General features: G+C 64.6%; 19 protein-coding genes. 10 read left to right on the top strand and 9 right to left on the bottom strand.

What is annotated here, in order from left to right; translation table 11 throughout:
- Nucleotides 1–3: 3 nt before the first annotated feature.
- Nucleotides 4–1,566, bottom strand: a complete 1,563-nt coding sequence (locus BRAS3843_RS01910; protein ID WP_008967002.1) for a peptidase S10 — start codon at nucleotides 1,564–1,566, stop codon at nucleotides 4–6.
- A 246-nt stretch (nucleotides 1,567–1,812) separates the two neighbouring features.
- Between BRAS3843_RS01910 and BRAS3843_RS01905 the strand changes: the two genes are divergently transcribed.
- The 5 genes from BRAS3843_RS01905 (at nucleotide 1,813) to BRAS3843_RS01885 (ending at nucleotide 7,010) form a co-directional block, all read left to right on the top strand.
- A complete protein-coding gene (locus tag BRAS3843_RS01905; protein ID WP_008967001.1) occupies nucleotides 1,813–2,475 on the top strand; it encodes a hypothetical protein in 663 nt (220 codons plus the stop codon).
- A gap of 11 nt (nucleotides 2,476–2,486) precedes the next feature.
- Nucleotides 2,487–4,640: an adenylate/guanylate cyclase domain-containing protein gene (locus BRAS3843_RS01900; protein WP_035980561.1), complete on the top strand. Its 2,154-nt coding sequence runs from the start codon at nucleotides 2,487–2,489 to the stop codon at nucleotides 4,638–4,640.
- 218 nt (nucleotides 4,641–4,858) lie between these two features.
- The gene (locus BRAS3843_RS01895) at nucleotides 4,859–5,638 is read left to right on the top strand and encodes an NAD kinase (RefSeq protein ID WP_008966999.1); all 780 of its coding nucleotides are present in this window, start codon (nucleotides 4,859–4,861) and stop codon (nucleotides 5,636–5,638) included.
- 118 nt (nucleotides 5,639–5,756) lie between these two features.
- Nucleotides 5,757–6,302 (top strand): response regulator, encoded by a 546-nt coding sequence (locus tag BRAS3843_RS01890; RefSeq protein ID WP_035980560.1) that lies wholly within the window; start codon nucleotides 5,757–5,759, stop codon nucleotides 6,300–6,302.
- Nucleotides 6,303–6,425: 123 nt separating this feature from the next.
- A complete protein-coding gene (locus BRAS3843_RS01885) occupies nucleotides 6,426–7,010 on the top strand; it encodes an Hpt domain-containing protein (protein ID WP_008966997.1) in 585 nt (194 codons plus the stop codon).
- Between the two features lie 34 nt (nucleotides 7,011–7,044).
- On the opposite strand, the gene BRAS3843_RS01880 is transcribed toward BRAS3843_RS01885, so the two are convergent.
- The 5 genes from BRAS3843_RS01880 to folE form a co-directional block, all read right to left on the bottom strand.
- Entirely contained in the window at nucleotides 7,045–7,461 is a 417-nt protein-coding gene (locus BRAS3843_RS01880; protein WP_244425096.1) for an L-2-amino-thiazoline-4-carboxylic acid hydrolase, read from the bottom strand.
- 113 nt (nucleotides 7,462–7,574) lie between these two features.
- A complete protein-coding gene (locus tag BRAS3843_RS01875; RefSeq protein WP_008966995.1) occupies nucleotides 7,575–8,750 on the bottom strand; it encodes a DUF2336 domain-containing protein in 1,176 nt (391 codons plus the stop codon).
- 287 nt (nucleotides 8,751–9,037) lie between these two features.
- Entirely contained in the window at nucleotides 9,038–10,039 is a 1,002-nt protein-coding gene (locus tag BRAS3843_RS01870; RefSeq protein WP_008966994.1) for a transglycosylase SLT domain-containing protein, read from the bottom strand.
- Nucleotides 10,040–10,189: 150 nt separating this feature from the next.
- Nucleotides 10,190–10,612, bottom strand: a complete 423-nt coding sequence (gene hisI, locus BRAS3843_RS01865; RefSeq protein WP_008966993.1) for a phosphoribosyl-AMP cyclohydrolase — start codon at nucleotides 10,610–10,612, stop codon at nucleotides 10,190–10,192.
- A 33-nt stretch (nucleotides 10,613–10,645) separates the two neighbouring features.
- Complete coding sequence (gene folE / locus BRAS3843_RS01860; protein ID WP_008966992.1) at nucleotides 10,646–11,356, bottom strand: GTP cyclohydrolase I FolE; 711 nt, start codon at nucleotides 11,354–11,356, stop codon at nucleotides 10,646–10,648.
- 185 nt (nucleotides 11,357–11,541) lie between these two features.
- Here folE and BRAS3843_RS01855 point away from each other — a divergent pair, with 185 nt between their 5' ends.
- Nucleotides 11,542–12,006, top strand: a complete 465-nt coding sequence (locus BRAS3843_RS01855) for an iron-sulfur cluster assembly scaffold protein (RefSeq protein WP_008966990.1) — start codon at nucleotides 11,542–11,544, stop codon at nucleotides 12,004–12,006.
- Between the two features lie 39 nt (nucleotides 12,007–12,045).
- Here the strand turns inward: BRAS3843_RS01855 and BRAS3843_RS01850 are convergent, their stop codons facing one another.
- Nucleotides 12,046–12,942: a hypothetical protein gene (locus tag BRAS3843_RS01850; RefSeq protein ID WP_008966989.1), complete on the bottom strand. Its 897-nt coding sequence runs from the start codon at nucleotides 12,940–12,942 to the stop codon at nucleotides 12,046–12,048.
- Between the two features lie 269 nt (nucleotides 12,943–13,211).
- Between BRAS3843_RS01850 and yidD the strand changes: the two genes are divergently transcribed.
- The gene (gene yidD, locus BRAS3843_RS01845) at nucleotides 13,212–13,556 is read left to right on the top strand and encodes a membrane protein insertion efficiency factor YidD (protein WP_035980558.1); all 345 of its coding nucleotides are present in this window, start codon (nucleotides 13,212–13,214) and stop codon (nucleotides 13,554–13,556) included.
- Nucleotides 13,557–13,673: 117 nt separating this feature from the next.
- Complete coding sequence (locus BRAS3843_RS01840; RefSeq protein WP_008966987.1) at nucleotides 13,674–13,856, top strand: hypothetical protein; 183 nt, start codon at nucleotides 13,674–13,676, stop codon at nucleotides 13,854–13,856.
- Between the two features lie 22 nt (nucleotides 13,857–13,878).
- On the opposite strand, the gene BRAS3843_RS01835 is transcribed toward BRAS3843_RS01840, so the two are convergent.
- Together BRAS3843_RS01835 and BRAS3843_RS01830 are read right to left on the bottom strand one after the other, a co-directional pair.
- On the bottom strand, nucleotides 13,879–15,096 hold the full coding sequence (locus tag BRAS3843_RS01835) for a hypothetical protein (protein ID WP_035980577.1): 1,218 nt from the start codon (nucleotides 15,094–15,096) through the stop codon (nucleotides 13,879–13,881).
- A gap of 19 nt (nucleotides 15,097–15,115) precedes the next feature.
- Nucleotides 15,116–16,492, bottom strand: coding sequence for an amino acid permease (locus BRAS3843_RS01830; protein WP_008966985.1), 1,377 nt, complete (start codon nucleotides 16,490–16,492; stop codon nucleotides 15,116–15,118).
- Nucleotides 16,493–16,896: 404 nt separating this feature from the next.
- Here BRAS3843_RS01830 and BRAS3843_RS01825 point away from each other — a divergent pair, with 404 nt between their 5' ends.
- Nucleotides 16,897–18,168, top strand: a complete 1,272-nt coding sequence (locus BRAS3843_RS01825) for an alpha/beta hydrolase (protein ID WP_008966984.1) — start codon at nucleotides 16,897–16,899, stop codon at nucleotides 18,166–18,168.
- A gap of 113 nt (nucleotides 18,169–18,281) precedes the next feature.
- The gene (locus BRAS3843_RS01820; RefSeq protein WP_347379564.1) at nucleotides 18,282–18,629 is read left to right on the top strand and encodes a GrlR family regulatory protein; all 348 of its coding nucleotides are present in this window, start codon (nucleotides 18,282–18,284) and stop codon (nucleotides 18,627–18,629) included.
- The last annotated feature ends 15 nt before the right edge of the window (nucleotides 18,630–18,644 follow it).

Below are 18,644 nucleotides of genomic sequence, written 5' to 3'. Positions count from 1 at the left end.
GCCCTACTTCATCAGCGCTTCGACCTCGCTGCGGAAGGCTTTTCGCGAGTCGTCCCGCGAATAGAACATGTGGCCGCCCGGGTAGACCACGAGCTTCGTTCGTGGCGGCTGCGCGAAGGCCGGCAGCTGATCGAGCTTGATCTTCGATCCGTAGTAGGGCGTCGCGAGATCGAACAGTCCGTGACCGACCAGGAGTTTCAATTTCGGGTCCAGCGCCAGGATCTGCCGGAGCTCGCCGATCGATTCCGCAGGTCTCAGGCCGCGGCCGAAATCCCAGGCCTTGTTGACCGAACCGCTCAACAGTTCATAGGAGCCGTCCGGCCGCCAGTTGAGCTTGCCAGTGGTGAGGTCGACGATCGCGCTCGTCATCGGCGCGGTCAACCCGTCGCCCGAGGGATCGCTGAAATGGTAGAAGCTCGAATCCGGATAAGGATCGGGTGCCAGCACCGAAGCGTCGTAGCGCCCGGTGATCCTGCCGTCGCGGCGGTCGAATTCGCGGCGGAATTCCGCGATGTCGAACCGACCGGCAAGCCGGCGGCTGATCGACTGATCGATCCCGGTCAAGCTCGCAACCTTGTCGGCGAGCCGATTGGTCGCCTCGACATCCGCCGCGCCCTTCACGAGATCAAGCAGGAAGTCACTGCTGGCGTAGTGCTCGACATCGGCGAGATCAGCGCGTGTGACCGGCCCTTTTTGCTGCCGCGCCACCGCCGCAAATGTCGGCAGGCTCGCGACATATTGCAGGAGGCTCGAGCCGCTATAGTCGCGGAAGTCGAGCACCGGTGAAATCAGGATCAGTCCGTTGACGCCGACGCCCTGCTCCATCTGCAGATTGCGAACGAGCTTCGGTCCGCGGATGCCACCATAGCTCTCGCCGACGACAAACTTCGGCGACGACAGCCGATCATGTTTCTCCAGCCAACGCCGCACCACAAGCGCCAACGAACTGACGTCGCCATCCACCGAGAAGAACCTCTTGCGAGCGTCTTCGCTCGTGGTCACGAAACGGCTGTAGCCGGTACCGACGGGATCGACAAAGACGAGATCGGTAAAATCGAGCCACGTATCGGCATTGGGCTGAAGCGTCGGCGGGCTCGATGGGGTGACGTTGTCTGCATTGATCGGCAGCCGCCATGGTCCGCTGTTGCCGAGCTGCAACCAGGCCGAGGCAGCGCCCGGCCCACCGTTGAAGAAGAACGTGACCGGACGGCTGCCGCGATCGGTACCGTCAAGCTGGTAGGAGGTGTAGGCGATATCGGCCTGCGGCTCGCCCTTGTCGTCGAACAGGCGGATCGAGCCCGCGGTGGCGGTAAAGGCGAGCGTGCGTCCGGGCAGTTCGACCGTCTGCTTCGTCGTGGAATCCGGCGGCAGTTTGTGCTGCTCGGCGGCGGCCGGCGATGCTGGCGTATTCGCAGCGCGGGCACCGGTTGAGCCCGCGCGGGGTCCTGCCGGGGTGGTCGCCTGCTGCGGCTGAGGCGGCGGCGGTTCCTCCGCGCGGACGACGCCTGCCCAGGCCTGCAGAACACAGCCGGCGGCCGCAACACGCAACGAACTCAGCACTCTCATTCCGTCTCCTCCCACCCGGCCGCTCGACCGCCACAAGGCTGTCCTGCGGCCAGAACTGACCATCTTTTGCGACACGAACATGAAGTCGCGCAGCCAACCTAGACCATGTTATCAGTGAAATGGTTCACATCGCGGCGAGTGCCTGTTCCCGCCAACTGTGCTATGCGCTCGAACCAATCGGCCCTCCGCTGCGTCTACATCAAGGGGGCATCGGGGACGCTGCGCCGCCGTTCATGGAGTTCACGCATGAAGACACCACCGCTCATCGTCGCGGGATGGATCGCCTTGGCAGCGCCGGCATTCGCGGCGCCGCCGGTTGCATTGGTCGAGGAGATCCAGGGCGATGTGACCGGCGCGGAGCTGATGGACTACGTCGTCCCCGGACAGACGATCAGGCTGGGACCGGACGCTACGCTGGTGATGAGCTACCTGAAGTCCTGCCGCCGCGAGACCGTCAACGGACCCGGCAGCGTCACCGTGGGCCCCGGCGAAAGCAAGGTCGAGGGCGCCACGCTCAAGAACGACGTCGTCAATTGCGATGCCGCGCATGCCCAGGCGACCGCACGGGAGACCAGCGAGGTTGCCGCCACCATCGTCCGCGGCATCGGGCCCGACAACCCGCCGGTTGCGCAGGCGATCATCTATGGCGCGTCGCCGATCTTTGAGGTCAGCGGTCGCGGCACGCTGGTGGTCGAACGGCTCGATCAGCCTGGTGACCGCCAGCAAATCGAGCTCAACGGCCGCCAGTTCAAGGGCAGGTTCTACGATTTCGCCGGCACCAGCCATCCGCTGACTCCAGGCGGCACCTATGTCGCGAGCTTCGGAGCCTCCCGCGTCGTCTTCCGCGTGGATGCGCAGGCCAAGGCCGGTCCCGGACCCGCGGTCGGCCGCCTGCTGCGGATGAATTGATTGGCGGCGCCGTGACGATCGGGCGACGGACGCGCGACACGCTCGCCGTTCTTGCGATTGCAGTCGTGAGCGCGGCCTTGTTCGTCTCTCCTGCATTCGAGCGCGGCCGTGGCTTGTCGCTGGACATCCTGACCTGGCTGCGCTTCGAGGCGTTCGGCAATCGGCAGGCGCCGGAGCAAAGCCCGACGGTGGTGGTCGCGATCGATGAGGAAAGCTACGCGACGCCGCCGTTCAACGGTTCGCCGTTCCTGACCTGGACCGGCGAAATCGGCCGCGTGCTCGGCGCCGTGCTGGATGGCGGCGCGAAGGTGGTGGGCTTCGACATCGTGTTTCCGACCTCGATCGAGCAGTCCGAGATCCCGTTAGGCGATAGCACGCTGGGCGACAAGACCCGCGGTTTCGATCGCGATTTCCTGCGCGCGCTCGCTGCAGGCGCCGCGACCGGCAAGGTCGTGCTCGGCGAGGTCTTCGCCGAGCAGCCGGTCATCCCCGCGCCCGGCCAGCGCATCGCCGTCCGGCAGCAACAAAATTTGCGTCCGCTCAACACCTATACCGACAGCGACGACGTCGTGCGTCGTCATCCCCTCACGGTCGCCGTCGATGGCCACCCGGTGCCATCAATGGCGCTGGAGCTCGCCGCACGCGCGCGCGGCACCCCGCTGACGACCGATCCGGACGGCGCCGTGCGGTCCGACGACATCAGCACCGCCGGTCGCATTGCGAATACCGTCACGCTCAATTTCGACGGCGGCGCCGACGACATCCCGACCTATTCCTTTGCCGACCTGCGCGCCTGTGCGGTCAAGGGCGACAAGGACTATTTCCGTCGTGAGTTTGCCGGCAAGGTGGTTCTGATCGGCACTGTCGGGATCGAAGACCGCCGGCTGACCTCGAAACGCTTCGCCACCCGGGCCGAGGGCGCGCGACGGCCGCGCTGCGTCCTGGGCGAACGAAAGACGACAGCAGCATTCGCGCGCAGCACCATCGCAGGCGTGTACATCCATGCCACCGCCATCAACAACCTGGTTAGGCACGACGCGGCGATCGAGCTCGGATGGCGTGCGACGGGCGCACTCGCCCTCGCCTTTGCGCTGGCCGCAGCGACGCTCGCGCGGCTCGCCAGGCCTGCCACCGCCGCGGCAGCACTGCTGGCGCTCGCCCTGCTCTACGCGGGCCTGGCGACGGTGCTGTTCAACGAAGCCTTCGTGTTGCCGCTGGGCGAGCCGCTCGGCGCCGCGGCGCTCGCGCTCGCCGCAACCATCGGCTATCGGTTCATGGTCAGCGACAAGGACCGCAGGCTGCTGCAGAAGGGCTTTGCCTATTACCTCGCGCCGCATCTGATCGACCGCATGCTCGCCTCGCACAAGCTGCCTCAGCTCGGCGGCGAGACCCGCGACATCACGGTGTTCTTCTCCGATATCGAAGGGTTCTCGGAGATTGCCGAGCGGATGACGCCGTCGGCGCTGATGGCGCTGACCAATGAATATCTGTCGGCGACGACGGACGTGATCGAGAGCCATGGCGGCTATGTCGACAAATATATCGGCGACTCCGTCGTCGCCGTGTTCGGCGCGCCGCTCGACGATCCATTTCACGCCACCAATGCGGCGCGCGCAGCGCTTGCGTGCAAGGCCCGGCTCACCGAGCTCAATCGGACGTCAGCAGCGTTCCAGGGGATCAAGGTCGCCCAGCGCATCGGCATCAACAGCGGCGAGGCGCTGGTGGGTAATTTCGGCTCGCAGCGCCGCTTCAACTATTCCGTGATGAGCGATGCGGTCAATGTGGCCTCGCGCCTGGAAGGCGCCAACAAGTTCTATGGCACGACCATCATCGCCTCCGACAGCACTGTCGCGCGTGCCGCCGATGAGTTTACCTGGCGCGAGCTCGACACGGTCAGGGTCAAAGGCCGCGAGCAATCCTTGAAAATATTCGAGCTGCTCTGCCTGGCGGAGGAGCTCGCGCCGGACCAGCAACGCGTGCTCGCCGACTATGCGGAAGGCCTGGCGCTTTGGCGCGCCGGCAAATGCGAGGCGTCCGCAGCGCGCTTTGCGCGCGCGGCCACAATGGACCGTCCGAGCGCCCTGTTCGCCGAACGGGCCCGGGCCGCGCAGCACGACGCCCCCTCTGCGGCCTGGGCGGCGGTACGGAGCCTGCAGGAGAAATGACGAGCGTATAACGAGCTCATCGCGCCGCCACCGGCCTCGCACCCTGGGCAGCCCAACATTCCGCAACCCAGCCTCATTCCCGGCCAGCAGGCCACGCAATGCTGCCCGATGGTCGTGAAACAACGATTCGCAAGCCGGTCATCTCGACAACCGAGGCCAAGGTCGGTTAGACGAAACTCCGTACCGCCAAAAGCCGACCAATTGAGCCTCGCGACTGCATGACAACGCCCAAGCACTATGATCGGATCGCCTTTGTCGCGAGCCCGAGCGCCGAGGCCCAGGCTGCGCTAAAGCAGCTCGCCGAGCTCTACGGCAATTGCGATCCCGCCACGGCCGATGTGGTGGTTGCGCTCGGCGGTGACGGGCTTATGCTGCAGACCCTGCACGACCACATGCGTTCGGGAAAGCCGATCTACGGCATGCATCGCGGCACGGTCGGGTTCCTGATGAACGAGTTCAGCACCGTGGACCTGCGGGAACGGCTGGGCGCGGCGCAGGAATCCCTGATCCATCCGCTGCTGATGCGCGCAACCGACGTGAACGGCACCGTTCACATCCACCACGCCATCAACGAGGTCGCCCTGTTCCGGCAAAGCTATCAGGCCGCGCGGCTGCGCATCCTGGTCGATGAGCGCGAGCGCATGCCTGAACTGGTCGCCGACGGCGTGCTGGTTGCGACACCGGCGGGCTCCACGGCCTATAACCTCTCGGTGCAGGGCCCGATCCTGCCAATCAATGCGGCGTTGCTGGCAATGACACCGATCAGCGCCTTCCGGCCGCGGCGCTGGCGTGGCGCCCTGCTGCCGAACACCGCCTATGTGATCATCGAGGTGCTCGAGGGCGACAAGCGTCCGGTCGCGGCCGTTGCCGATCATGACGAGGTGCGCGACGTCCGCCGCGTCGAGGTGCTGTCCGACAAGACCATCTCGATGCGGATGCTGTTCGATCCCGGCCACAGCCTGGAAGAGCGCATCCTGCGCGAGCAATTCGGCTATTGAGCGGACGCAAGGCTTTCGCAGGGCTTTCCTGGCCGGCGGCAACCGTTCCTTAACCCGCGAACCTTTATGGTTAATGCAGGTCTACCGCCTCAACCGGTGACCCCTGCAGGCCGGCTCAATGTACCGCATCGACTTCAACAAGCTGCGTTTCCTCGTTTGCGACGACAATCCCCACATGCGGCGCATCCTGCGGACGCTGCTGCATTCGTTCGGCGCGCGCGAGGTCTATGAGGCCGAGGACGGCGCCACCGCGCTCGAAATGTACACCCACTACGTCCCGGACATCGTCATCACCGACTGGGCGATGCCGATCTTCGACGGCCTCGAATTGGCGCAGATGATCCGCCAGCCGGAAGCCAAGGGCAATCCTTACGCGCCGATCATCATGCTGACTGGACATTCCGAGAAGCGCCGCGTCACCGTGGCGCGGGACGCCGGCGTCACCGAATTCCTGGCCAAGCCGATCTCGGCCAAAGGCCTCTATCAGCGCATCCTCAATGTGGTCGCCAATCCGCGGCCCTTCATCAAGACCAAGACCTATTTCGGTCCGGATCGTCGCCGCAACACCAATACGGCCTATATCGGCCCCGAGCGCCGCGTCGGCGGCGAAGCCGAGATCGTGCAGCAACCGTCACTTCTGGATAAAGCGCGTTCCGCGGTTTAGCGCTGAACCAGTGAGGGCTCATTAACGCAAACTGGGAATCGGCGCTCCCGCGTCGGCGTAACTCAGATATCAGGGTACGAGCAGTCGAACGCGTTCTTGGAAGACGCAGCGCAGGAAATTCCGATGGCGAAACAGAAAGCTCCGGCGGTCGAAGTCACGGCTTATGCCAATCATCACGTCATCACCCAGCCCAATCCGCTGAAGAAGGTGCTGCGCCACGCCGACGACAAGGATCTCGACGATCCCGTCGCCCGTGCGGAAGCCGCACTTGCCGACCTCTCCGGCGAGTTCAAGTCCTGGATGGTCGTGGAAGCCGAACGTCTGTCGAAGGCTTACGCGATGATCCTGGAGGACGGCTTTCACCAGGAGGCCTGCGACGAGTTGTTTCGTGCCGCCCATGACATCAAGGGCGATGCAGCGACCTTCGGCTATCCGTCCGCCGGTGCAGCCGCCGACAGCCTGTGCCGGATCATCGAGCATGCGCCGGATCTCGACAGGGTGCCGCCGGAGCTGTTCACGCATCATATCAACGCCGTCAACGCCATCGTGCACGATCACACCAAGCTCGACAGCGTCACCGTGGCCCGCCAGCTCAGCCGCAAGCTGCGCAAGGTTGCCGACGAATATCTGATCCACGTCAACCGCGATCGTCCTGAACATCTCGAAGCGCTGCTGGCCCCGAGCATCGTGCCCGGCGATCAGCCCTGAGCTGACCTCCGAACGGCACGACGGCCATTCCCGATCAGTCGCTTGATCGCTTGTAGCGGAAGTCGCAACGGGGCGCGCCCTGCATGATCGTCTGCGACCGCGCCAGCTCCACGTCCGAGCCGAATCCCTCGATCACGTGGAAGTCCGCGCTGCAGACCAGCAGAAAGCCGAGGTCCGGCTCGCCCAATTCCTGGTAGAATTCGGCGTAGCGGCATCTGGTGACGTCGATCGCGTAGCTATCCGCGGATTGCTCGACAACCTGATAGTCGAGCGCGTCCTCGCGCGCGTAAGTCGCGAATGCCGACGCCATCGCCTGTCCCAGGTCGTTCTCGCGCCGCGTCCGCCTGAACGCTTCGCCTTGCGCGCGATAATGCGTCCCGAGCGCCTTTCGCACCAGCGCATTCGCCCGCCCCTCGCCGAGCTCCGCCTGTAACATCTTGATGAGAGGCACGAGGACCTGCGCCTGAACCTGGCCTGCTCGATCACGGAAACGCCCATGGCCTCCTCCCTGGTCTTGAGGGAGGATGATAGCAGCTCCAGCGCGGCCGTGCCGGACTCGATCGCTTAGGCTGCGATCAGCCCGAACTCGATCCCGGCAACGAAATCCTCGGCCATCACCTCGTCGCAGAGCATGCGCGCCTCTTCACGCGCGGACTCGGTGGCAAACCGGCGCAGCAGGATCAGCAACGGTTCGGCCGCATCGCGATCCGTCGCGCAATGGGTGAGCACCCGCTCCACCATCCGCCGCCGCAGCCGCGCCGCGCCGCTCGCCGTATCGGCAAAACCGGTCTCGTGGCAGGCGTCGAGCGCGACACGGAAGGCATCAAAGGTCGTCTCCGGAATACCGGCCCGACGCAGCAGCGCATGCAGGCTTGCCGTGCCGCGGTCCTTGAGCAGGCCGGACACCCGCGCGCGCGGCAGGTCGGCGAGTTCGGACAACGCCGTCTCGAACAGCTCGACATTGCCGGACAGCAGCGCGCGCAGGATCAGGCCCGCGGTGAGCTGCGACGTCGTTCGCAGATGCTGCACCAGGCCGGGCAACTCCTCGCCGCGCGAGCGCGAGGCGATATTGATGGTCGAGCGGTCGCGCGCTTCGCAGGCGACCTGCCCTGCCCGGTCGGCGCTGAGCCAGTTCTTGGCAACGACGAACTGCGCCAAGGTCTCGGAGAGTTTGTCGACCAGGGCGGCGCGCGTCGCAGCCGGCAGGTCGTCGAGCACGAGCATCGCTTCCCGGATCGCGGCCAGATGGCCGTGACGTTCGACGATGCGATCCCAGGAAAACGGCGCCAGCTCGGCATAGGGATTTTCGATCAGCTCGAGCGCGGCCGCGGCGCTGCCGACTTCGGCGATGGCGGCGCACACCGGGGCCGGCACCTTGATGCGCCGGGCGATCGCACATTGCGTGTCCGAATTGCCGGTCGCGACGATGTCGACCAGGTCGGCATCGATGAGAAGCGGCGAATGTTCGAGGATCGGCGCTGCGACCGAGGGCTGGTCGGACGACAGCGCCTGAACGATGGCGGCCGGAGCGTCGTTCGACCGGGCAAAGACCTCGGCCATGGCCTGCCGCACCAGCGGCGAGGGATCGTCCAAGAGCATCAGCAGCGCGCCTTCGGCGGCGCCCCGATCCTCATCCGTAAGGTCCGAGATCAACCAGGCCCGCGCGAGGGCCCGGGTGGCGTCGGCCCGCTCACCGGCGGGTGCTGTCCTAACCCAACTAAGAAACTGCCGAACGATCATGGTCTTTCCGGCTTACGCAACTGTCCAATGAGACCGACCTGGTCTCAACAGCACCGAAAATAAACCACGACGCTTAACAAAGCGTTCACCATAAGTGACTGGGATTATTGATGTTTTGTTAAATCAGCCACATTTATCTGTACCAAAATACCAGAAAACCGTCACTTCTACGCACTAATACGGGCAAAGGGCGACGAGCTCGCGCACCCTGGTACGCCGGGCAGCGCAAGGCCGTCAGCGAAAACTCAGCTGCCGAAATGACGAGGGATGCGGCCGATTCGCGGGCGTCAGCCGGAGAATGTCCCGTTTGGATCGCTGAACAGATCAAGCGGGCGCGCGCCGCTGCCCTGCCCGGCCGGCGAGGTGCTGGCAGCGGACGAGGTGCCCCACAATTCGCGCACCGAGGATGACACGACCTGCGGCGACTGACCGTCGACCTGGAACAGCGAGCGGAACATCGGATCGGCGGACGCGCTGCCCGTGCTCGCATTATCAGCGATGGTGGTTGCGGCCGGCGCGGAGTTGCGCACGTCGGGGAACATCGACAGGAAGGTCGCCGTATCCGTCGCCGGCAGCGTGCTCGAGCCGCCAGGGTTGGATGACGAGCCCCCATAGAGCGCGAGCGCGCCCCGCGTCGTCGACGAGTTGGCCGCGCCGGAATAGCGGGTGGTCAGCACCGAATAGACTTCGGACACGCTGCGGGCGCGACCGTCGTGGTCGTAGAAGATGGGGCGATTGGCGGCAGCGGCGTTCGGAAACAGCCGCGCAGCGGAGGCTTGTGGGCTGTCCTGCGCGCTGGTGATCAGCCTGGCTGCCCCACCGACTCCCATGAAATGGGCCATATAGAGCTCGGCATCGCTCGGCCGACGGCCGATCATGCCGGTGAGCTGGAAGCTGTTGGACTGGGTCAATGCAGCAGCCATCGCGGATGCCGCCTTCGGATCGTCGCGCAGCTTCATGATCGACTGGCGCATCGCGGGATCGCTGACCGTGTAGTCGCCCGACGATGTCTTGGTGATGGCATCGGCATAGTCGCTGTAGCCGAGCTGGGGACCTGCCTCCTTCACGGTGCCGAGCCAGGTCTGATCGATGAATTGGTACAGGCCGCGCGCCGAGGAGGTCGAAGCGCCCGCGCTCGGATTGAAATCCGACTCCATCTTCGCGGTCGACAACAGATATTCGAAGCTGGTGCCGACCGTATCGGCAGCCTGCTTGATGGCGCCGGCGACCCGCGCCCGGACCGTATCGAGGACTCCCGTGGATGAGGAATTGGATGCGTCGACCGACATCAGGTGACCCGCTTTTCGCAGAGAATCTTGGCAGACGAACGCGCCGGAAATGTCCGGCAAACTGCGACGGGTATGGTTAATGGTGAGTTAAGATTGCCCTCGCAGCAGGCCAATGACCGAGCGGCCGCGGCGCGCAGGGAGGGCATTGGCTTACTTGCGATAGACCGCCTGCGGATCGAACAGCCGATCGGCGTCGACGAAAGCGAGTCGCGCCGAGCCGTCGCCAGCATTCTCCACCTTGCGATAGAAGCAGGAGCGGCGGCCGGTGTGACAGGCGGCCCCACGCTGCTCCACCCGCAGCCAGACCGCGTCCTGATCGCAGTCGGTGCGCATCTCGACCACGCGCTGGGTCTGACCCGATATCTCACCTTTGCGCCACAAGGCGTTGCGCGAGCGGCTGAAATACCAGGCCTCGCCGGTCGCCACCGTCCTGCGCAGCGCCTCGTCATTCATGTGCGCGACCATCAGCACCTCGCCGGTTGCGACATCCGTGGTGACGCAGGTGACGAGGCCGGAGGCGTCGAATCGCGGCTGGAAGGAGAGCCCCTCCTCGCGCTCATTGTGATCTGACATCGCGAACCCGGAAAGCCTGCCAACGCATTGGCACTAGTAACGTTGTGGCGCACGCACCATGGACAGGAAGCGCGCCTGCTCGGCCGGATTGTCCCGGAACATGCCGGTGAAGCGGCTGGTGAAGGTCATGGCGCCGTGTTTTGCGACGCCGCGCACCGACATGCAGGTGTGCTCCGCCTCGATCAGCACGGCCACACCGCGGGGTTTGAGCACCTCGTCGATCGCGGCCGCAATCTGTGCGGTCAGATGTTCCTGGGTCTGCAAGCGACGCGCGAAAATATCCGTCAGCCGCGCGAGCTTCGACAGGCCCACGACCCGCTCGACCGGCGTATAGGCGATGTGCGCCTTGCCGTAGAACGGCATCATGTGATGCTCGCATTGCGAGGTGAACTCGATGTCGCGGACCAGCACGAAATCGTCATAGCCCGCGGTCTCGCCGAAGGTGCGGTCGAGCACCTCGGCGGGGCATTGGTGATAGCCCTGATAGAGCTCGTCGAAGGCCTCGACCACCCGGCGCGGCGTGTCGAGGAGGCCCTCGCGGGTCGGGTCCTCACCGATGTAATTGAGCAGCGTATAGACGGCCGCTTCGGCTTCCGCGCGCGAAGGGCGTGCGCGATCGGCCCGCACCGCGGCTGCAAGGAATTCCGTCGGATCGAGCTCGGCGGGACGGGCCTCCGGCAATTTCGCCTCGGGTCCCTTGTTGTCTTGCTTGTTGGTTCGCAGGGTTTTGATCAAAGCGTCCATCTCAACTCCGTTCGACCGGTCGGCGATCCGACCGGAGTGTCACCGGCAGACGGGGCGCCTTGGCGCCGGACGCCTGAAGGATATGGCTGGTTTTTCCGCCAATCGTTTCCATATAGTCCCAATATAGGGCGATGAAACCGGGCCGCCAAGGCCGCCTTACATGGGTATTCCGGGACGGAAGGCACATGCTGAACGACATCTACAACAAGCGAATCATCGAGCTGGCCGGCAACATTCCGCGGCTCGGACGGCTGGACAACCCGGATGCCAGCGCCACCGCTCATTCCAAGCTGTGCGGCTCGACGGTCAAGGTCGACCTCAAGATGGATGGGCCGGTCGTGACCGATTTCGCCCATGACGTGAAGGCCTGTGCACTGGGACAGGCCTCCTCCTCGATCATGGCGCGCCACGTCGTCGGTTCCAACGCGCAGGAGCTGCGCGAGTTGCGCGAAACCGTGCGCAAGATGCTGAAGGAGAACGGCGCTCCGCCGCAGGGCAAATGGGCCGATATCGCGCTGCTCGAGCCGGTGCGCGACTACAAGGCGCGCCATGCCTCGACCCTGCTGACCTTCGACGCCGTGGTCGATGCGATCAACCAGATCGAGGCGAAAGCGACAGAAGGCAGAGAGCCAGCGGCCGCTCAGGGCTGATAGGATCCCGGCGCTCGATGGCGCCGGGTCGAAGGCCGGCTATTGCGCCGGGGTGGTCGCGCCCGTGCTGTTCGTCGCCGTCGCCTCCGCGGTCCGCGTCGACTTGGCCGATGGCTTGTCGCCTTGGTCTGCTGCCGGCGCGAAACGGTCCTGTCCCTTCGGCGCAAGCTCAGCCATCGGAATTGCCGGCTTGGCCTGCGGCAGCACGTCGGCGGCGACCTCCGTGGTCACGAGGTTGGTCTGCCCGAGTTCGCCGCGCGACAACTCATGCAGGTCCTCCCACGGCGGCACGTTGAGCGCGAGCGACAGGAGATCGCCGGCGCCGCCCATGTCGAAGGTGTATTTGGCAAGGCGGCCGATATCGCGCTCGACGATCATCATGTCCTGCGCCGAATAGCTCGCAGCCTTGGCGTCATCGGCGCGGTCGCCCATCCAGATCTGATGCACGCGGACATGCGCCCGATCCGGCACGTAGCGCGTGGTGCCGCCGAGCAGCAGGAACACGCACATCGATTCGCAATAGGCCTCCGGCGCGATGCGCGCCGATTCGCCCGGACGACGCGCGCGAAGGCTGATGCCCACCGTGGTCCGCAGCTTCAGGTCCCGGAAGCGGCGGCCGAGCGTGATCGCGTCATTGACCGACCCGCCGCTCGAGTCCAGCACCACGGTGGCGCCGCTCAGATCCCGATTCCTGGCGAAATCCTCGAAGTCCTTTGGGCTATCGCCGGTAATGATCCCAACGGCGCTGACCCAGCCGCAATTCGGCTCGCAGGCGACCCAGCCGAAGCGCATCGGAAGTTTGCGCTCCTCAAGCGAGGACCCGGCCTGGGCGCTGTTGGAAAGTGTGAGGATCGCGCCGCCGAGCGCGGTTCCGATCGCTGCGACGCCGAGAAGCGTCCAGCGCAAAATGCGAGACCGCAGCAGCTTCACCTCCAATTGTTCCCCCTACCCAACCTCAGATCCAAACCGCGCCGTGTCACGCGGGGCCAGTCAAGACGTGGCAAGCTTTGCCTCAATGCATTATTATTCTGTCATACCGTCGTCAGGAAAAACTATCCGGGCAACTCCCTACCGTCCAGGTACGTGTCGCTGCACTGCGCCGAAAAACGTGTGATAGTTGCATCACTTTAGCACAAAAATGCGCGATCACCGGTTCCCCGCTCAGGAACCGTGCAGCGCTCCGCCTACGGCTCCAGCATCCGCCCATGAAGCACGCATGTTCTCATTCTCACGTCCACCAGGTGCCGGCGGCGCTGTCTCGTTTGCCGCGCCGCGTGGCCCACGGGCTGATCTGGATCTATCGGCACACGCTGTCGCCGCTCGTTGGGTACAACTGCCGTCATCTGCCGACCTGCTCGGTCTATGCTGACGAAGCCATCGAGCGGTTCGGCCTGTGGGCCGGCGGCTGGATGACCTTGGCGCGGCTGCTGCGCTGTCAGCCATTCGGCACCTCGGGGATCGACAATGTTCCGCAGACCGCGCCTGCAGGCGCAACCTGGTATCTGCCCTGGCGCTACGCGCGCTGGCGCGGCGTCAACGCCGAGAGCTGATTCTATCTTCTCCCTGCTGCCCTCTGCTGCGGCGCACCTCGGGTCGCGAGACGGTAGGCGGAACCTCGCTGTTTCGTTCGCATTAAGTTGATACTTCCCGCTGGGAGGAAAACAACAATGCGCTGGAAAATCAGCCCCAAACATTGGCCCGGCAACCGCGACGCAAGACAGATCGATCTCATCGCTATCGCCGCTTTGCTGATCGTGATCGTTGCTGCGTGGCGTTATCTCGACGACTCCACTGCCCTGCCCCCAAGCAGCACGGACTTCATCGTCCCCAGCCAGAGCACGCATTGGTGAGGCTTTCGCAAAAGCCTTTTCGTCACCACCCTGGCCAGAACCAGAATCCGCCGCGCCGTCGCGGTGGGTAAGCCGGGATCGGCTCCGGTGGCCTCGGCACCCGCCGCGCACGCGCAGGCTGGTAGACCGGTTCGGTCGGGAGCATGGCTTCAGCCGACGATGTCGCATCTGCGGCTGGCAGCCTGACCGCGAGCAGCAGATTGGATTCCCGCGTGCGCCAGCGATAGCCGATGCCGAACTCCAGCGGCTCGGCGCGCTCGAACAGATCCGCGTAGCCGTACTGATACATGCTGGGGAACTTGTCGATAGGACCGGCATAGCGCCCGAACGGGAACAGCCGCCAAGCCTTTGAACCAAAGCTGGCAAGCGGGACTCCGGAATCGTCCTGGACGATGCTTGCGCTGTTCTTCAAGAGCCAGCTGCGTACGACCGAAAAATTGCCGGAGTGCAGCAGATAGGATGCGCTCTTGAGGAGGCTGTTGCCGGGCGCCAGCGGCTCGCAGAATTTCAGGAAGCCGCTGGTCTTGACGCCGGAATTCGAGAGATCCGTCGAGAAGTAATAGAGCGTCCTCTCCACACCATCGCTCCCGGCGAAAGTGATGCGCGCCCCGCGCGTGGCATTTGGTGGCGGCGGTTCGGCCGCCTCATGCAGTCCGCCATTGTCGTCGAGCCAAATCAGCCCCGCATCGTGGATCGTCTTGCCGCTCCGCGCCAGGAACACGTAGAGCAACGGCAAGCTGCCATCGATGTCGCCCTCGTGCAGGTCGACCTTCATCTGCTTGGTGATAAAGAACGAGAAGCTCAGGATCGATTGCAGCGAGCGCTCGACATAGGATAGCTCCGGACCCACGCTGCCACGCGGCAGCCGTGTCAGGTCGGGTATCGGACCGGTCGGTTCGAGTGCGGCCATCACGTAGGTGGTCGCCTTGGAGTAGAACGCGTCTGCGTACAGAAAATCCGGTCCGGAGAAGAAATAGAACATCGTCGGCCGCGGCGCCGCGAGATTGGTGTCCGACCAGGCATGTATCTTCGCAAGCTGACCCTGCTGCAGCTCGCCGAAGGCATGATCGAAGAATTTTGCGTGGCGCTGCCACGACGGATCCTGTGTCAGGGCAGCCAGTGGCGAGCCGGCCGAGGGCTGCATTCCCGCAAGGACCCGCGCGGTGTCGTCGGGGGTGGCCGTTTGCGCAAGCGCAGAGCCGATCGTCAGAAGAGCGATCCACACTGCCTGCATCAGCATATTGGCAAATCGCGACATCTCAATCTGCACCCGGCAATGCTGTCGCGGCGCTCCGGCCCGGCCGCTTGTGAGCGATGAGATAGATCAGGACGCCGGACATCATCGCCGCCGCGCCGAGGCCGGCCTGCAGCGGCCGCTCCGCAAACAGATAGGACATCATGAAGCCGGTTACGAGCAGGAACAGCAAAGGCGTCAGCGGGTACCCCCACGCCAGATAGGGCCGCGGCAGCTCCGGCCGTGTGACGCGTAGTTTGAACAGGCCGAGCACGGTGAGGAACGAACACGCGAGCAGCGCGAACTGGATGAAGTCGAGCACGGCCTCGAAGCTTTCGGTGAACAGCATGAGATTGGCGATCGCGAGCTGGAACAAGATCGCGTAGACCGGCGCGCCGTTCTGCGACCTGCGGGCAAACAAGGAGAGCGCCGGAACATCTTCGCCCATCGTCATCAAGACGCGCGGACCGATCCACATCATCGCCGCGATCGAAGGCACCAGACCGATGCAGATCATGCCGGCAACGATGCGTCCGCCCGTGGTGCCGAAGATGTAGCTGCCGGCGATGCTTGCGACCTGCAGCTGACCGGACAGCCTGTCGGTCGGCGCGGCAAGCAGGAACACGGCATTCAGCGCGACATAGAGCGCAAGCACGATCAAAGTGCCCGCGAGCAGCGCCCGCGGCAGCGTCCGTTGCGGCGTATGCAACTCACCGGTGATGTAGGTGGCGGCGTTCCAGCCGGAAAACGCGTACATCACGAACACGAGCCCGATCGCAAACGGTCCACTGATGACGTAGCCGATATCGGCCCTTGCGGGGACAAAGCTCACAGGCTGCGGAGAGGAGACTGTGAAGCCTGCGACCAGGAAGGCGACGATGAGCCCGACCTTCAGCAGCGTCGAAATCAGTTGAAAACTTGAGGACAGCCTGATGCCGCGAAGCTGCACCGCGGTGACGAGCCAGACCGCGCCGACCGCGAGCACTAACGACGGTGCGCCCGGGAAGACGGCCCTGCCATATTCGCCGAACGCCATCGCCGCGAGCGCAACCGGCGCCGCGAAGCCGACCGTTGCGGACACCCAGCCTGCCATGAAGCCGAGCGCCGGATGAAAGGCGCGCGAGAGGAAATTGTACTCGCCGCTCGAACGCGGAAACATGGCGCCCAGCTCGGCGTAAGAAAAGGCACCACACAGCGCCACGACACCGCCGATCGCCCACAGCAGCAGGATGGAAAAGCCGGAAGGAATATCCTTCACCTGGAAGCCGAGACTGGTGAAGACGCCGACGCCGATCATGTCGGCCACGACGATCGCAGTGGCGACCAGCACGGACACCGAAGGAACGGCGCTCTCGAGCAGCCGGCCGGGCCAGGACGCATCGTGTGTTTCGGATGCAGCCATGTCGCATGGGGCGCCGAACGCCCCTTCCCTTCGCTCCGGCCCAAAGGTCTCGCCTAAGCTCCGGCCCTAGGTTTCCAGGCAAACCATTCAAACATGGTTAACGGGGGCTAAATATGGCCTAGCCAAAATGGTATCCTGAAACCTTTATTCAGCCCCGGCAGCGTACGGCATTGCGTCGCCGCCTATGCAGTCCCACAATCGCGACACGATCTCGTGCTGTGTCGCACGAATGGCGCGGTTGTGGCGCATCCAGGGCGCACAACCGACAGTGATGGCTCCGGATATCGGGGGTTGTTCCGGCGCTTAGGAGTAACGCGACCTCAACAGCGGCGGCCCAGAGTTGGTGAGGGAGCCGAAGGTCGCGATTTTGGTAGCCATGTTGGACTTGGGGGGTGTCGGGGCGGATGCTCGGACCGAATCCGAAATGCCTGACCTGTCGCCACGTGCACCGGGCGGAACGGTTTCGCTCGCGCGCGCGCAGCGTCCCCTGTTCTTCTCGCCGTGCGATCTCCGCCACCTTTGCCCTGCTGCTGTCGCTTCCGCTCGCCCATTGCGGCAGGGCGCCAAGCCCCGGCACGCTGGCGGCCAATGCCACTCCGGCACAATCTGCAAGCTTCGACGAGCGCTTCCCGGCACCCCAGTTCCGCGATCGCTTTCCGTCGTCTGCCGAAAGCTTCGAACTCCATAGGCCCTCGGATTTCGCGGCGCAGCCGGCATCCTATCAGGTCGCCTCGCTCGAGCCGCAAGGGCCCGCCACACGCCCGTCTCGCGAGCCGCTGACCACGCTGGTCAGCATGAAGTCCTCGGCATTCCCTTACTACGGCAACAACCCGGCCTCGGACGCCCCCTTCCTCAATGTCACCAGCGGCGACCGGCGCGGCCACCGCAGTTTCTCGGGCCGCGTCTACTGGCAGGACCAGACCTACAATGACAGCCGCGTGCTCGTGCACGTCCCCGAACATTTCGACGTCCGCAAACCCGGCGTGATCGTGGTGTTCTTCCATGGCAACGGCGCGACCTTGGAACGCGACGTCCGCGACCGGCAATTGGTGCCGCAACAGATCAGCGACTCCGGCGTCAATGCGGTGTTGCTGGCGCCGCAAATGGCGGTCGACGCCGCCGATTCCAGTGCCGGCAAGTTCTGGCAGCCCGGCGGCTTCAAACGTTTCATGGACGAGGCCGCGGGCAATCTCGCCCAGCTGACCGGCGATCCTGCCGCAGCGAAGGCGTTCGCCACCATGCCGATCGTGATCGTCGGCTATAGCGGCGGCTTCCTGCCGACCGCCTGGAGCCTCGAGGTCGGCGGCGTCACGAACCGCGTGCGCGGCGTCGTGCTGCTCGATGCCGTCTACGGCCAGCTCGACAAGTTCGCGGGCTGGATCGAACATAATCGGTCCGGCTTCTTCATCTCGTCCTACACGCACTACACCGCCCGTCACGACCAGGAGCTGATGACGACGTTGCGGGATCGCGGGATCGCCATCTCCGAAGACATGGACGGACCGCTCAAGCCCGGCAGCGTGGTGTTTGTCGAGACGCCGGAAGGCGTCACCCACCGGGACTACGTCACCCTGGCCTGGACGCGCAATCCGATCGAGGATGTGCTGGGGAAGATGGCGGCGGCCCAACCGCCGATCCGCATTGCTGCTGGTAGTTCAAGGGCGACAAACCGCTGAGCCGGCGCGCGGCTGAGACCGTAGGCCTCAAAGTGATGTTGATGGCGGCTTGAAGTATCGGCGCCGCGCATTGTCCGCTATCAGCACCCGCCTTAAGATGAAGCATTGTTTGATTGCGATATTGGGGACGGACATTGCGCGATGGGCTTTACAGAGTGGAATTTCACACCGTTCACGGCACCGGATCCGGCGTCGTCTATGCCTGCAGCGGCAAGCTTCGCGGCGGCAATTCGGCCTTCGCCTTCATCGGTAGTTACAGCTCCACGCCGAAGGCGATCCAGGTGAAGGTCTCGACCGAGCGCCACGATCCGGATCCCGCGTTCAAGCCGCTTTTTGGGATCGACAGGGTGACGCTGACGTTGAGCGGGCAGGAAAACGGCGACATGGTCGATTTCGAAGGAACGGCACTGCAGATGCCGGGGCTCGCCTTCAAGGCGGTGCTGACCCGCATCGCCGATTGAACCGGCGCCGACGGG

This window comes from Bradyrhizobium sp. STM 3843 (assembly GCF_000239815.1).
GTDB lineage: Bacteria > Pseudomonadota > Alphaproteobacteria > Rhizobiales > Xanthobacteraceae > Bradyrhizobium.
The sequence above is the reverse complement of the archived record's forward strand: the minus strand, read 5'-3'. Positions and strand labels throughout refer to the sequence as shown.

What these genes read in the sequence shown, in the direction of transcription:
- hisI (WP_008966993.1), bottom strand. Translation starts at nt 10,612, where the DNA reads ATGTCAGATCACAATGAGCGCGAGGAGGGGCTCTCCTTCCAGCCGCGA.
- BRAS3843_RS01875 (WP_008966995.1), bottom strand. Translation starts at nt 8,750, where the DNA reads ATGATCGTTCGGCAGTTTCTTAGTTGGGTTAGGACAGCACCCGCCGGT.
- BRAS3843_RS01870 (WP_008966994.1), bottom strand. Translation starts at nt 10,039, where the DNA reads ATGTCGGTCGACGCATCCAATTCCTCATCCACGGGAGTCCTCGATACG.
- BRAS3843_RS01885 (WP_008966997.1), top strand. Translation starts at nt 6,426, where the DNA reads ATGGCGAAACAGAAAGCTCCGGCGGTCGAAGTCACGGCTTATGCCAAT.
- BRAS3843_RS01905 (WP_008967001.1), top strand. Translation starts at nt 1,813, where the DNA reads ATGAAGACACCACCGCTCATCGTCGCGGGATGGATCGCCTTGGCAGCG.
- BRAS3843_RS01895 (WP_008966999.1), top strand. Translation starts at nt 4,859, where the DNA reads ATGACAACGCCCAAGCACTATGATCGGATCGCCTTTGTCGCGAGCCCG.
- BRAS3843_RS01840 (WP_008966987.1), top strand. Translation starts at nt 13,674, where the DNA reads ATGCGCTGGAAAATCAGCCCCAAACATTGGCCCGGCAACCGCGACGCA.
- BRAS3843_RS01830 (WP_008966985.1), bottom strand. Translation starts at nt 16,492, where the DNA reads ATGGCTGCATCCGAAACACACGATGCGTCCTGGCCCGGCCGGCTGCTC.
- BRAS3843_RS01835 (WP_035980577.1), bottom strand. Translation starts at nt 15,096, where the DNA reads ATGCTGATGCAGGCAGTGTGGATCGCTCTTCTGACGATCGGCTCTGCG.
- BRAS3843_RS01890 (WP_035980560.1), top strand. Translation starts at nt 5,757, where the DNA reads ATGTACCGCATCGACTTCAACAAGCTGCGTTTCCTCGTTTGCGACGAC.
- BRAS3843_RS01825 (WP_008966984.1), top strand. Translation starts at nt 16,897, where the DNA reads ATGCTCGGACCGAATCCGAAATGCCTGACCTGTCGCCACGTGCACCGG.
- yidD (WP_035980558.1), top strand. Translation starts at nt 13,212, where the DNA reads ATGAAGCACGCATGTTCTCATTCTCACGTCCACCAGGTGCCGGCGGCG.
- folE (WP_008966992.1), bottom strand. Translation starts at nt 11,356, where the DNA reads ATGGACGCTTTGATCAAAACCCTGCGAACCAACAAGCAAGACAACAAG.
- BRAS3843_RS01855 (WP_008966990.1), top strand. Translation starts at nt 11,542, where the DNA reads ATGCTGAACGACATCTACAACAAGCGAATCATCGAGCTGGCCGGCAAC.
- BRAS3843_RS01910 (WP_008967002.1), bottom strand. Translation starts at nt 1,566, where the DNA reads ATGAGAGTGCTGAGTTCGTTGCGTGTTGCGGCCGCCGGCTGTGTTCTG.